Origin of the sequence: Cupriavidus numazuensis, assembly GCF_905397435.1 — a bacterium.
GTDB classification, from domain to species: Bacteria; Pseudomonadota; Gammaproteobacteria; order Burkholderiales; family Burkholderiaceae; genus Cupriavidus; species Cupriavidus numazuensis.
The window spans coordinates 45,347-59,003 of record NZ_CAJPVI010000013.1 but is presented as its reverse complement, the minus strand read 5'-3'; the positions used below and the strand labels follow the sequence as shown (position 1 = coordinate 59,003).

Annotated in this window: 13 protein-coding genes; 1 reads left to right on the top strand and 12 read right to left on the bottom strand. The window is 66.2% G+C overall.

What is annotated here, in order from left to right; genetic code table 11:
- Window positions 1–19: 19 nt before the first annotated feature.
- The 8 genes from KHO41_RS12480 to KHO41_RS12445 all read right to left on the bottom strand — a co-directional run bounded on the left by KHO41_RS12480 (window position 20) and on the right by KHO41_RS12445 (window position 7,550).
- Window positions 20–1,225, bottom strand: coding sequence for a CaiB/BaiF CoA transferase family protein (locus tag KHO41_RS12480; RefSeq protein WP_211953592.1), 1,206 nt, complete (start codon window positions 1,223–1,225; stop codon window positions 20–22).
- A 6-nt stretch (window positions 1,226–1,231) separates the two neighbouring features.
- Complete coding sequence (locus tag KHO41_RS12475; protein ID WP_211953591.1) at window positions 1,232–2,254, bottom strand: Bug family tripartite tricarboxylate transporter substrate binding protein; 1,023 nt, start codon at window positions 2,252–2,254, stop codon at window positions 1,232–1,234.
- A gap of 35 nt (window positions 2,255–2,289) precedes the next feature.
- Entirely contained in the window at window positions 2,290–2,706 is a 417-nt protein-coding gene (locus KHO41_RS12470; protein ID WP_211953590.1) for a Zn-ribbon domain-containing OB-fold protein, read from the bottom strand.
- Between the two features lie 13 nt (window positions 2,707–2,719).
- Entirely contained in the window at window positions 2,720–3,934 is a 1,215-nt protein-coding gene (locus tag KHO41_RS12465; RefSeq protein ID WP_211953666.1) for a thiolase family protein, read from the bottom strand.
- 10 nt (window positions 3,935–3,944) lie between these two features.
- Window positions 3,945–4,460 carry a MaoC family dehydratase gene (locus KHO41_RS12460; protein WP_011297997.1) on the bottom strand — a complete coding sequence of 172 codons (516 nt, stop codon included), beginning with the start codon at window positions 4,458–4,460 and terminating at the stop codon, window positions 3,945–3,947.
- A 28-nt stretch (window positions 4,461–4,488) separates the two neighbouring features.
- Window positions 4,489–5,637, bottom strand: a complete 1,149-nt coding sequence (locus KHO41_RS12455) for an acyl-CoA dehydrogenase family protein (protein WP_244873808.1) — start codon at window positions 5,635–5,637, stop codon at window positions 4,489–4,491.
- A 181-nt stretch (window positions 5,638–5,818) separates the two neighbouring features.
- Window positions 5,819–6,760, bottom strand: coding sequence for a LysR family transcriptional regulator (locus KHO41_RS12450; RefSeq protein ID WP_211953588.1), 942 nt, complete (start codon window positions 6,758–6,760; stop codon window positions 5,819–5,821).
- A gap of 325 nt (window positions 6,761–7,085) precedes the next feature.
- The gene (locus KHO41_RS12445; RefSeq protein WP_211953587.1) at window positions 7,086–7,550 is read right to left on the bottom strand and encodes a PaaI family thioesterase; all 465 of its coding nucleotides are present in this window, start codon (window positions 7,548–7,550) and stop codon (window positions 7,086–7,088) included.
- Window positions 7,551–7,744: 194 nt separating this feature from the next.
- Here KHO41_RS12445 and KHO41_RS12440 point away from each other — a divergent pair, with 194 nt between their 5' ends.
- Window positions 7,745–7,987, top strand: coding sequence for a DUF1289 domain-containing protein (locus KHO41_RS12440; protein WP_211953586.1), 243 nt, complete (start codon window positions 7,745–7,747; stop codon window positions 7,985–7,987).
- Between the two features lie 17 nt (window positions 7,988–8,004).
- Here the strand turns inward: KHO41_RS12440 and KHO41_RS12435 are convergent, their stop codons facing one another.
- From KHO41_RS12435 to KHO41_RS12420, 4 genes are all read right to left on the bottom strand, one after another.
- Window positions 8,005–8,727 carry an MOSC domain-containing protein gene (locus KHO41_RS12435; RefSeq protein ID WP_211953585.1) on the bottom strand — a complete coding sequence of 241 codons (723 nt, stop codon included), beginning with the start codon at window positions 8,725–8,727 and terminating at the stop codon, window positions 8,005–8,007.
- Window positions 8,724–9,443 carry a glutamine amidotransferase gene (locus tag KHO41_RS12430; protein WP_211953584.1) on the bottom strand — a complete coding sequence of 240 codons (720 nt, stop codon included), beginning with the start codon at window positions 9,441–9,443 and terminating at the stop codon, window positions 8,724–8,726. Before KHO41_RS12430 ends, KHO41_RS12435 begins: the two co-directional genes overlap by 4 nt.
- Window positions 9,444–9,511: 68 nt before the next feature.
- A complete protein-coding gene (locus KHO41_RS12425; protein WP_211953583.1) occupies window positions 9,512–12,001 on the bottom strand; it encodes a penicillin acylase family protein in 2,490 nt (829 codons plus the stop codon).
- A 135-nt stretch (window positions 12,002–12,136) separates the two neighbouring features.
- Window positions 12,137–13,567: an aldehyde dehydrogenase family protein gene (locus tag KHO41_RS12420; RefSeq protein ID WP_211953582.1), complete on the bottom strand. Its 1,431-nt coding sequence runs from the start codon at window positions 13,565–13,567 to the stop codon at window positions 12,137–12,139.
- Window positions 13,568–13,657 lie beyond the last annotated feature (90 nt).

The window sequence follows — 13,657 nt, the reverse complement described above, 5'->3', positions numbered from 1 at the left end:
GTGGTGCTGCCACCGTGTTTTACTTCGCGATCCCCACGTCGAGCACTGCCTCGCCGCCCGCCGGCTCCGTTTCGCGCCGGCCGCGCCGCGATGCCATCAGCTTGTCGAGGTCCGCATTGTCCTGGCCCACGTCGCGCGCGGCCGACAGCGGCCCCGGCCGCTTGCCGTTAAACATCAGCGGCAGTCCGACCAGCGCAAGATCGTCTCCGGACGGCTTGCCGATGATGCCCAGCGCACGCGTCTGTTCGTGATTGACCAGTTCGCTGGTGGTCTGCACCGGCGCGCACGGCAGTCCGGCAGCACCGAGCACCTGCTGCCAGTGCGCACGCGGATGTTCGGCAAGCCGTGCGCCGATCAGGCCATCGATCTGCGCGCGGTGGCGCAGCCGCCCGTCATTGGTGGCAAAGCGCGAGTCGGTCGCCCACTCCGGCCGGTCCAGCGCAGCGCACAGGCGCGCGAAGAGCCGGTCGTTGGCGCAACTGACCACCAGGTGGCCATCGGCCGTGTCGTACGCGCGGTGCGGCACGATGAAGGCGACTCCGGAGCCATGCCGCCCGCCCGTGTCGCCGTCGGCGTTGTAGTTGGCGATGCCCACCGTCATCCACGCGATGGCCGTCTCCAGCAGCGAACTGCTGACGGTCGCGCCCACATGCTTGCGCTGCCGCCGGCACAGCGCGGCGAGGATGCCGATGACGGCCCACATGCCGGAACCGAAGTCGACGATCGACACGCCTGCGCGCACCGGCGCCTGCCCGTCTTCGCCCGTGATGCTCATGATGCCCGCGAAGGCCTGCATCAGCGGGTCATAGCCGGGCGCCTCGCTCAGCGGACCGACATTGCCGAACGCGCCCACCTCGCAGCAGACCAGTTCGGGCTTGGTCACGCGCAGGCTGTCGGGGTCCAGTCCGTATTGCGCGGCCGAGCCCGGGCGCAGGTTGTGGAAGAAGACGTCGGCGTGCTCGGCAATGAGCCGATGCAGCGTGGCGAGGTCGTCCGGGTCCTTGATGTCGAGGCTGATGAAGCGCTTGCCCTGGTTGATCGCATGGAAGGCGGCACCGCTGCCTTTCCACTTGCTCGGGCCCCAGCCGCGCGCCGAATCGCCGGTGGGGCGTTCGATCTTCCACACATCGGCGCCCAGCGCCGCAAGGATCTGGCCGGCGAACGGCGCCGAGGCGCTATCGCTCAGTTCCACGACCACCACGCCATCGAGAGGAAGGTCACGCATGGCTGCTTACTCCGGCTTGTAGTTGAGTTCGGCGAAGAGGCCTTTCCATACCGAGACCTCTTCGTTCAGTTGTTGGGCAAATGCGCCTGGCGACGACACCACCATGCTGCCGCTCAGGCGCGACTCCACCAGGCTCCTGAACTGCGCGTCTGCTGTCATCGCCCGCAGATCTCGCGCGATCCGGTCGACCACGGCCGGCGATGTGGACTTCGGCACGAACATGCCGGCCCACAGCAGCGGCAGGTAGCCCTTGTAGCCCACGGCCTCCGACAGCGTCGGCACATTGGGCAGGTCCGCATACCGCTCGGCGCTGATGGCGGCCATCGGCCGCAGCTTGCCGGCCTCCATCTGCGCCTTCATCGAGCTTGGCGTGTTCACGAGGAACTGCGCGTCATCGCGCATCACGGCCATGTTCATCGCCGTCACGCTGCTGAAGTCGAGCGCCGAGTACTTCATGCCGAGCGACTTGTTCAGCAGTGCCATCGTCAGGTTGAAGATCGACGTGCGGCCGGTGCCCGCGAAGAACAGACCCTCCGCATCACGGCGGCTCAGGTCGACCAGCCCGCGCATGGTCTTGGCCTTGCCGGCGGTGCCGTCGTTGGCGGCCACCACGAGCTGGTAGTTGATGACCTTGTACACCGGGACCAGGTCGGTCGTCGGATCGAACTTCAGGTTCTTGGTCGTGAACTTCGGCAGGATCGAGCTTTGCGTGCCCAGCAGCAGCGTGTGCCCGTCCGTGGCGTTCACCACGTATTCGGTACCGATCACGCCGCTCGCGCCGGGCCGGTTCTCCACGATCACGGGCTGCTTCCACATCCCTTCAAGGCGCTGTGCCAGGATGCGCGCCAGCAAGTCGCCGCTGGAGCCGGCCGCCACGGCGACGACGATGCGCACCGGGCGCGTCGGCCACGGCTCGGGCGCCGCCGTTGCGAGGCGGGGTAGCAGCATCGCCGCGCAGCCGGCCACGCAGGCCGCGCCCGCCTTGCGTAGCCAGCGCCGACGGTGATCCCGCTCACGGGAATCGGTCATGGGTCTCCTCCTTATGTCTCTTTATGGATGTAGCGTCAGGCAGCAGAGAAAACCGGCAGGCGTTGTCCGCCCCGCTCAATCAGCTGCGCCGTCATGCGCGCGCCGATGCGCAGCGTCTCCGGCGATCCTTCGATCTGCGCGAACAGGTGGTAGCCCTCGTCCATCTCCACGAAGCCCACCGTGTACGGGGCAATCGATGCAAACGCCGGCGTGGGCCCGCGCATCACGGTGCTGAACGAGTACAGCGTGCCGGTGCCTTTCGCCTCCTGCCACACGAGCCCGTCGCCATCGTCCGCCTCGCAATGCGGGCAGAACGAATGCGCGGGCCATACGGCTTCTCCGCAGCTGGTACACCGCTGGTACTTCAACTGCCCCGCCGCCAGCCCTTCCCAGTAGGGTTGGGCGTCGAGCAGCGCGTAAGGCTGTGGCCAGCCGTCTTTGGTCTGGATCATCACGTGCTCCCGTTCAGGTTGTCGCAGACAGCAACACCACGCTGCCGGCTGCCAGCATGCCGCCCGCGCCCTGCACGAGCACGGTCTTCGGCCTGCGCTTCGGCGCCAGGCCCAGCGGCTGGCCGCGCAACTGCCGCACAGCTTCCACCAGGCTGTCCATATTGCAGGAGATGCCCGGCTGGCCGAACGACAGCCAGCCTCCGTTGGTGTCGGTTGGCAGGTCGCCGTCGATGCCGGTGCGGCCCTCGCGGTACAGGTCGATCCCGCGGCCCTTCTTTGCAAACCCCAGGTCCTCCATCACGATGGGACCCATGTGCGCGAAGTTCACGGAGATCTGCGCCATGTCGATATCCGCGCGCGACAAACCCGACATGCCGAACGCCTGGTTCGCCGCGGCGGCCGTGGCCGTGTGGGTCAGGTTGGGCATGGTGCCGAGTTCGGGGAAGCGGCATGTACGCATGTTCATGCGGTCCGTCAGGTACTCGTGCGTCGTGGCGGACCCATAGCCGAGCAGATAGACCGGATCGGCATGCATGGCCCGCGCGCGTTCCGGCGACGTCACCACCAGCGCGCCGCCCGTGCCGCCGCCCCACGTCGAGCACATCCAGCGCCGCAGCGGACTGGCGACATAGGGCGACGCCAGCACCGTCTCGCGGTCCACCTCGCCGAAGCGCGCCTTGGCCGCATGCGGATGGTGGATGCCCCAGCGCTGGTTCGACACCGCCACGTCGGCCAGATCGGCCTCGGTCAGGCCGTACTCGTGCAGGTAACGGCAGGCCGCCTGTCCGTACAGCGCCGGGATGATGGGCCCGTACGGCACTTCGAACTGCGGATCGGCGTCGGCTTCGGCGCCCATGGCGACAGCGTCGACGAACAACTCGGTCGCGTCGCTCTGCAGGCACAGCACGTACTCCGCTTGCCCGGCCGCAATCATCTCCGCAGCCACCGCCAGCGTCGCCGTGAGGCCGGCGCCGTGCATGGTGATCTCGGTGGTGCGCTTCACCGGCATCTGCATGTGCGAGATGAAGATGTTGCTCCACTGCGAGCGCTTGTCGGCCCACGGCGAGCGGCCCGTGTAGACCGCATCGACCTGCTCCTTGCGGATGCCCGCGTCACGCAGCGCGCGCCGCGTGGCTTCGGCCGCAAGCTGAAGGGGATCCTTGCGATCCTGCCGGGAGGCGTAGGCATCCCCCACCCCGACAATCGCGGCGACTGGCTTCGTCGACATCATGCCGCCCTCAGGCCGCCTTCAGTTCAGGCAGCGACGATGCGATCAGCGCATCGAGGTCCTCGCGCTTGCGCAGCATCAGCAGGCTCCACTCACCTTGCTGGAGTAGGTCGCCGTTCTGGTTGATCGCGCTGATGCGGAACTTGATGACGCCGTACTTCTCGTCCTTCTCCTTCTTGCCGATGACTTCGCAGACCGCATAGATGGTGTCGTTGATGTACACCGGGTTGCGGAAGCGCATGTTGTCGATGCCGTAGTTGGCCTGGATGCCGAGGCCGAACTGGATCAGCCCAGTGACGATGGAATACGTCAGCGAGCCCTGCACCAGGCGCTGGCCAAAGCGCGTCTTCGACGCATAGTGCGTGTTGGAGTGGATCTCGATCCAGTTGCCGGTCAGCGCGCAGTAGTTGACCACGTCGGCTTCGGTGACGGTGCGCCCGCCCGAGCGGAACACCTGGCCGATTTCCAGTTCGTCGTAGGTCTGGTCGATGCGGTTGTTGATGATCCGCTTGCTCGTGTCGCTCATGTCTGTATCTCCGTGAATATTGTCTGCTTCAGCCGAGCCGCATCGACTTGGCGATGATGGTCTTCTGGATCTGCGAGGTGCCGCCGCCGATGGTCGACTGCACGCTTTCACGCAGGTAGCGCTCCATGTCGGCTTCGGGCAGGTTGGCGTAGCCGCCGAGCACCTGCATGCCGGTCAGCGCGCACTGCTTGAGCGTTTCGGAGCCGTACAGCTTGGCCATCGACACTTCGCGGCTGCACGGCACGTCGGCGGCGGCCATCTGCGCGGCGCGGTAGCACAGCAGGCGCGCGGCATCCACTTCGGTCTGGCGGTCGGCCAGCATGTGCTTGAGCACCTGGAAGTCCCACAGCTGCTTGCCGAACTGGATGCGCTCGTGGGCGTACTGCACCGCCTTCGACACCGCCGTCTGCGCATTGCCGACGTAGGCGGCCGCGACCGAGCAGCGCTCCAGTTCGAGGTGCTTGGTGATGATTTCCCAGCCCTGCCCTTCTTCACCGAGCAGCGCGTCGGCCGGCACACGGACTTCATCAAGGAAGATCTCGGTGGTACCGGTGGCGTGGCGCGACAGCGTCGGCAGCTTGTTGATGACCAGGCCCGGCGTGGTATTGGGGATGAGCAGCACGGACAGGCCGCCGTGCTTGTTGTCGGGATCGGTGCGCACCAGCATCGCGATGACGGTGTCCTTCGCGGCCGCGCCGCTGCACCACAGTTTCTGGCCCGAGACGATCCAGTCGCCGTTCTCGTCGCGGCGGGCGCGGGTCTTGGTGTTCGAGGCGTCGGAGCCGGCGTCGGGCTCGGAGATCGACACCGAGAAGCGGATCTTGCCGTCGATGAACGGCTTGATGTACTTGTCCTTCTGCGCCGCCGTGCCGTACTTGCCGATATTCATCGCCGTGAAGGTCGGCACCAGCACCGCGGCCGCAAAGTCGAAGCCAAACTTGCCGAGGCCCTCGGCCATCAGCGTGTAGTCGAAGATGTCGCCGCCTGCGCCGCCCTCTTCCTCGCTGAACAGCAGGCCCAGCCAGCCCTGCTTGGCGATCTTGTCGTAGGCCTCGTACGGATAGTCGCGGTTCTGGTCGCATTTGCGTACGTATTCGACCGTGACCTCGTTGTCCATGAAGCGGTTCACGGTGTCGAGCCACAGGGCCTGGGATTCGTTCAGGAAGTTCGATTGCACTTCGTCTCTCCGTTGTTGGGTTGCGCCGGCTTGCATGTATGCGGCGCGTATTGGAAGAGTAGAGTCGTGCCACCGCGAGGCCAACTGGCCATTTTTGAAGCGTCGATTCGGTGCAATCGAAATGAAAAAGGCGGGCACGAATGCCCGCCTTGCTGACGATCCGGAAATCCGGGGTGTCAGGTCAGTCCTGCGCCGGCGCGGGCGCCTGTTCGCCAGGACGTTCGAGCAGTTGCTTCATCAGCGCGGCGGCGGCGGGACTCAGCACGCGGCCGCGTGGCGTGGCGATGTGGACACTGCGCACGGCCCACGGTTCGTCCAGCGGAATGCAGCTCACGTCATCGAACAGTTCATGGCTCACCAGGCACTCCGGCTGCACCGTCACGCCTAGCCCCGACTGCACGAGACTGATTGCCGTGCCAGCGCTGCGGACGCTGAACAAGGGTTCGAACTCCTTCCCTAGCCGTTTTGCCGCGACGCGAAAGGCACCGAGCATCGCATCGACCGGAATCACGCGCTCGGGCAGCAGGTCGGCGAACGTGACGGTTTCGCGCGCGCCCAGCGCGTGGGTCTTGGGCACCACGGCCACCAGCCGGTCGCGGCGGTAGGGCGTGACATCCACGCCGCCGAGTTCCAGCTCGTGGGCCATGGCAAACACGCCGATGTCGGCATCGCTGCGGGACACCGCTTCCAGGATCTGGGCGTTCTCCACCTCGCGCACGGCCAGTTCGACCAGCGGAAAATCGCGCGCATAGTCGCCCAGTTCGCGGGCCAGGAACGGCGCAATGATCGAGCGAGCCGACGCCACCACGACCTTGCCGCGCATGCCTTCGGTGAAGGCCGATATCTCGGAGCGCATGTCCTCGACGTTTTCGAAGATGCGGCGCGCGTAATGCACCAGCACCGCGCCGGCCGGACTGGGCACCACGCCTTTCGGACCGCGTTCAAGCAGCTTGACGCCCGCGATGTCCTCGAGGTCCTGGATACGCTTGGTCGCCGTCGAGGCGGCGATGTTTTCCCGCAGCGCAGCACGCTGGATCTGCTGCTCCTCAACGGCGGACAGGAAGAGGCGCAGCGTGAACAGGTCGATCTGCCGGATCAGGTGCAGGCGGTTGAATGTGCCCATGGATGTGCCCAATTGTCGGAGGTCGGGACAGGTGTGATGAGCAGGATATTACGCCTCGCCGCGGCACGCCGCGCGGCGTGGCCAGGCCTGGGCGCACACTGCCTGCCATTTCTGCCATGGCAGCGATGCGTTCATCCGTCCCGAGCGCTCCGCTGCCAGCTTGCCATGCAGGTCCAAAGCGTAGGGCGCACGGTTGGGCAGGCCAACTGGCCTTTTCCGAAGCGACGGTTCGTTCTGGTCGAAGCGGTCGCACGGCTTGTGGGCGAGGCGCAAGAGATGCGCGGGAGAAAGGCGCGAGCGTCAGCCCGCCGCCGCGTTTCCGCCCTTATCCAAACATCGTGCTGCTCATCAGCGCTTTGGCAACCAGCGTGCCGGCATCGGGCTCCTCGGCATACACCTCCACTTCGCTGACGACCTGGCGGCGCCCGCGGCGCACCACGGTCGCCACCGCACGCAGGCTGGTGCCGTTGGCCGGAGCAAGGTACTGCACGGTCAACGAGTTGGTCGCCCCGCCCTTCATGTGTTCCGGGTCCGCACCGGAAGCCGACGCGGCCGCACCCGCGATATCGATCAGCGTGGCGATGACGCCACCGTGGACCATATTGCCGACGGTAATGTTCTCGTGACGGAACGGCAACACCAGTTCAACGTGTTCCGGCTTGAGCACATCGAGCTGAACGCCGAGCGCACGCGCAACGGGGGACCCGATCAGCACTTCTTCCACCATCTGACGCATGCGCGGATGGGTGACGGCGGGGACAGGAACGGCCTGGGCTACGGCTTCACGCATTTCTGGCTCCTTGGGATCGGTCATCGACGAGATGCAGCGTACCGGGCATGGCGTATCCGCTCAACGACTTCCGAGGTAATCGGCACGATTCGACGCCGGTCTGGCAGACAATGCCCGGGCTGGCCGGCCGGAATCCCGGGACGCCCCTGGCTGGCCGTTTATAATGCCGGACTGCCAGTTCCTCCCCCTTTTGCATGTCGTCCCTCCCCCAAGATTCCGCCCTGCCCGCCGTCCACTCCGACGCCACGGGATTGGCTGACCGTCCTGACAGCCCCTGCATCGGCATCTGCTCGACGCTGTTCGACGAGATCTGCCAGGGCTGCGGGCGCACGGCCGCTGAAGTCAGCAACTGGGTGTTTCTGAGCGAAGAGGAAAAGCAGGTCGTCTGGGAACGCATCACCCGCGAGGGCACAGCCCGGCGATTTCGCCAGGGCTGAGCGCGCCGCGGGTGGCGTCAGCCACCGGCCAGACGCTTCTCCATATCCTCGACTTCATGCTGCGCTACACGCTGGCGCGCGAGCTTGCGCCAGCTGTCGGCCAAGGGCGGCAATTCCGCCATCTCCGCCAGTGCCGTAAAGTCGAGGCGATCCACGTACAGCACACGCAGCAGGCGCGCCAGGCTCCAGCCGGGATACGGCCGGCTGACGAGTGTCAGCGCATCGCCAGCGCGCAGTTTCCCCTCTTCGATCACGCGGTAATACCAGCCCGTCCGCAGGCTCTCCTGCACGGCGCGGGACATGCCCGTGTGGCCAAAGCGATGGTTCAGCTTCCAGCACGGCTGGCGCGCCTGTGACACCTCCACCAATGCCGTGCCAAGACGGAATCGGTCGCCAATGCAGACGTCCGCCTCGGTCAGTCCTGAAGTGCTCAGGTTCTCGCCAAAGGCGCCAGGCGCGGACAGGACGGCGCCGGCCTGCGTTGAAACCTCTGCAAGCTCGGCTCGCCAAGCCGGATAGTGGTCGAACGCGTAGTGATGCAGCGCTTTTTCCGGACCGCCGTGATGCTTCGGGTCGCCTTGGCCATCGCCGGCCAGGCCCAGCGTCGTCACGGCTACGGCTTCCGCAAGGGGGAGCTTGTCGATGCCGCTCGGGATCCCCTTGGGGCCGAACGGACGAACCTGGCCGATCAGCACCGTATCGATCGTGACCTCGGGTAACGCCAAGGCTGCCCGGCTCACAGGCCTGCCTCATCGAGCCAGCGCGCGAACATGCGCTGCCCTGCTGCCGCGACGCGCTCGCCAACCTCGGCCGTGCGGGCGCGGATGGTGCGCGGATCAATGCCGGCCTTGGCCAGTTCCACGGTGTGGCCAATCAGCCAGGCTTCGATATCGCGCGGCATCACCTCGGGATGGAACTGGAGCGCCAGCACCTGCTTGCCGATGGCGTAGGCCTGGTTCGTGACGGCCGCGGTCGAGGCCAGCAATTCGGCGCCTGCCGGCAGATCGAAGGTGTCGCCGTGCCAGTGCAACACCTCCCAGTCTGCTGCCTCCAGTTCCGCCAGCGCGGAATCGCGGCCACGTGCCGTCGGGACGATCGGCGCCCAGCCAATCTCACGGGTGCCGGGATAGACGCGGGCGCCGGAGGCGGCAGCAATCAGCTGCGCACCAAGGCAAACCCCGATCACCTTGCCGCCCGCGGCAAGGTGCGCGCGGATCAGCGCGACTTCCTGTTCCAGCCACGGATAGGCAGCGGTCTCGTACACGCCGATCGGGCCGCCGAGCACCAGCAGCAGGTCCGGAGGGTTATTTGCAATCGGTTGCAGGTCATCCACGCCCGCCTGGAACACCCGCAGGGTGTGGCCGCGCGCGCGCAGCGCTTCGGCGATCACGCCGCCGTGCTCGAAAGCGACGTGCTGGATGATGTGAGTGGTACGCGATGGGGTGGACGTTGCCATGCACGGCTCCTGCCGAAAGAATGGCCCGAAATAGTAACGCCATTCCGCTGGCGACGTCCGGCGCGCGGCTATTTGCCGCGCACTGCCCCTTCCCGAACCTTGGCGGGTTCTAGCACCAGCGTATCGAACGGCTCGCGCACCGGCTCCCGCTTGCCCGCCATGGTGATGTATTCGACGGCGGCCCACTTGCCGGTCCAGTCCCGGTAGTTCGGCGACACGGGATTCCCTGATTGCCCGGTCGAATCCATAAAGCGCGAAGCCTCCAGATCGGACAGGTCATAGAGCGCCCGGAAACTAGCCGCATGCGTGCTCTCAAACGGCGCCTGCTCGTCGCGCAGGTTGTTGCGGCCGACGTTGACGGTGTACGTATCGCCGCCGGTCGGCACGCGCAGGTTGAACAAACCCGACAGGTACGGCTGCTTGCCGAACGGCTTGTGCTCGGAACGCGCTGTGTGTGCCTTGCCCCAGCGCCACTTGCCGGCGTTGTCGCCATAGCGCCGCGACAGGTCGGCAATGGCGAGCGTCCATGCATCCGCAACGGCATCGGCGCACGACTCATGCTCGGTCGTACCCAGCTTGTCGCACCAGAAGCTGCCGAGCGATCCCGGACCCGCCGGATTGCGCAGGATGTTCAGCATCGGCTGATGCACGTTGCGCTGATCCCACATGCGCTGGAACAGGGCCTCGCCGACCTTGTCTTCGAACAGCCGGCGCGACAGCTCGCGCAGCCACGCGGATACCACCAGCGGTTCGGCAGACATGGCATCCATGGTGCCATCCCATTTGCGCAGCGCCTCGAACAACTCGCGCTCGCGCCCGGGCCGCGATTTGTCGCTCGCTACCGGCGAGGCCAGCAGCAGCGGCAGGATATCGCGCACGGCCAGCGACACCACATCCTTCTGGATCGCACCGAACGACTCGAAGGTATGGCGCGGCGTGGCATCGAGCAGCGACCGGATGCGCTGGTAGCGATACGGCACGGTCCATTCGCTCGTGATGAAGTACGGATAGTCCGCGCCCACGATGCGCTGGTTCGCGGTCACGAGGATGCCGTTGGGCGGGTTGTAGGCGCGCGGCAGGTGTTCGAACGGGATGAAGCCGTTCCAGTCATAGCGCGCGTCCCAGCCCGGCGCCGGTGCCAGTCCCTTGAGATCGTTGTCGGCGCGGCGCAGCGGAATGCGCCCCGGTGCGATAAAGCCAATATTGCCGTCCACGTCGGCATAGACCATGTTCTGCTGCGGCGAGTGGAAGTCCCGCAGCGCCTGCGTGAAGCTGGCCCAGTCGGTGGCGAGATTCAACTTCAGGCCGGCCTGGAACGTGCGATCGTCAGCGCGCAGCGCGGTCCACTGGAATGCGACGACGTAGCGCGCGCCCAGCGGCGACGCGGCATTGGCGACCGGCTCCGACACATCGGAGATGACAGGACCATGGCGCGTCTCGCGTACCGTCAGCACGACATCGGCCGCGCCTTTGACATGGATGGTCTCGGCACGCGTCACGAACGTGGCCCAACCGTCCGGCGTCTGGTAGTTATCGGTGCTGCCCGGTTGCAGGCGCTCGAGGTACAGGTCCTGCACGTCCGGCGCGGTATTGGTGAAGCCCCAGGCGATGCGCGCGTTGTGGCCCAGCACGACCAGCGGCGCGCCGGGCAGCGTGGCGCCGGTCACGTCCAGACCCGGTGCCTGCAGATGGGCGAAGTACCACAGCGCCGGCGCCTGCAGGCCCAGGTGCGGATCGTTGGCCAGCATCGGCTTGCCCGATTGCGTATGCGCGCCCGACACGACCCAGTTGTTCGACCCCATGCCCTCCACATAGCTGGCAGGCGCCATGTCGCCGACGCGGGCCAGTGCCGAGGCAAGCGGTGCCAGATGGCGGTACAGGTTGCCGTAGTCGAGCGTGCGCACTGGCCGCTCGCCCGGATAGGGCGCGAGCAGCTCGCTGATGCGTGCGGTCGGCAATACCTGCGACAGGGCCATGCGCAGCGTTTCCTGGGTCCAGTTGCCGCCGAGGTCCCAGGCCATCATGGTCTGCCAGCCCAGCGTATCGGCAGGCTCCCAGTGTTCGGGACGTGTCTGCAGCAGCAGGAATTCGGGCGGCAGCGGTCCCTTGCGCTGGTCGATATAGGCGTTCACGCCGGCGGCATAGGCCTGCAACGCGGCGCGCGTATCGGGTTCGAGCTGCGCGTAGATGGCCTCGGCGTTGCGGCGTACGCCGAGCGTGCGCAGGAACTTGTCCGTATCGAGCGCCTTCGGCCCGAGGATTTCAGCGAGCCGGCCGGCCACGACACGCTTGTTCATCTGCATCTGCCACAGCCGGTCCTGCGCATGCACGAAGCCCATCGCGTAGTAAGCGTCGAGGCGCGACGCCGCGCGGATATGCGGTACGGCATTGCGATCGCGCACGATGGTGACGCGACCCTGCAGCCCCTGCAAAGACAAGGTCCCTGCAGTCTGCGGTTGCGATGCCTGCCGGTACCAGATATAGCCGCCCGCCAGCGCCGCTGCGGAAACCAGCAACAGCACGATCACCAGCCAGGCCAGGCGTCGGAACCAGCGCATCTGTTGTCTCCCTTTGAGGACTCGTCCTTATTGTTTGGCCGCAATTATCGCCACGAATGCGTCCAAATAAAAAGCCCCGCATGCTGCCATGCGGGGCTTTGCTCCGACCTCGCTCCGAAATACCGGATCGCGCGATCAGGCCGGCTTCTTGAATTGCAGGGACTTGTACTCGAGGAATTCCTCAAGCCCGTACTTGCCGGCCTCGCGCCCGTTGCCGGACTGCTTGTAGCCGCCGAACGGCGCCGCCATATTGAACGGGCCGCCGTTGATATCGACCTGGCCGGTACGGATGCGGCGCGCCACGCGAATCGCGCGTGCCTCATCGCCCGCCCAGACACCGCCACCGAGCCCATAGATGCTGTCGTTCGCGATCCGTACGGCGTCTTCTTCCGTGTCGTAGCAGATGATCGACAGCACCGGCCCGAAGATCTCTTCCTGCGCCACGGTGGCACGGGGCTCCACATTGCCGAGCACCGTCGGCTTGACGAAGAAGCCCTTCTCCAGGCCGGCCGGAGCATCCGGACCGCCCGCGACCAGTTCGGCACCCTCTTCCAGGCCGCGGCGGATATAGCCCGTCACACGGTCCTTCTGCACAGCAGAAATCAGCGGTCCGAGTCTGGTGGTTTCCTGCAGTGGGTCGCCAACGGTAAAGCCCTCGAGTACCTTCGCGGCGATCGCCTTTACCTCGTCATAGCGGCTGCGCGGCACCAGCATGCGGGTATGCGCGGAGCAGGTCTGGCCCGAGTTCAGGAAGCACGCGTTGATGGTGCCCTTGACCGCCGCGGCCAGGTCGGCATCGTCCAGGACCACCGACGCCGACTTGCCACCGAGTTCGAGTGCCACGCGCTTCACGGTCTGCGACGCCAGTTCGGACACGCGCTTGCCGGCGCGGGTCGAACCGGTAAACGACACCATGTCCACGTCCCGATGGCTGGCCAGCACTTCGCCGACGACCGGGCCATAGCCCGTCACCAGGTTGAACACGCCCGGCGGCAATCCCGCCTCCTCGATCACCTCGGCCAGCACGAAGGCATTCAGCGGCGCCACTTCCGACGGCTTGAGCACCACCGTGCAGCCGGCAGCCAATGCCGGGGCCACCTTCAGCGTGATCTGGTTGAGCGGGTAGTTCCACGGCGTGATGGCCGCGACCACGCCGACAGGCTCACGCACGACCAGCGAATTGCCGACCTCTTCCTCGAACTCGAAACCTTCGAGCAGCTTCGCGGCCTGGCCCCAGTTGTAGACCGGGCCGCCGACCTGGATCGCGCGCGCCAGCTTGATCGGCATGCCAACTTCGCCCGCGATGAGCTGGGCCAGTTCCTCGGTCCGTGCCTTCAGGCCCTCGGCAATCTTGCGGATGTAGCCGGCGCGCTCTGCCGGCGGCGTGGCGGCCCAGCCGTCGAATGCCGCGCGGGCCGCCTGGATCGCGTCTTCCGCGTCGCGCGCGCTGCCCTCGGGGATGCGGCCCATGACCGCTTCGGTGGTGGAGTGGATGACGTCGATCAGCCCCGTGCCGTGCGGGCTGACCCATTTACCGTTAATGAAGAGTTTGTCTCGTTGTTGCATGGCCACAGTTGTCAGATTGGTCAATCAGCGGTTGCAATTTTTGTTACTTTTATGGTGCACGCACATTGTAGAGCGGATTGCGCCGGGTGG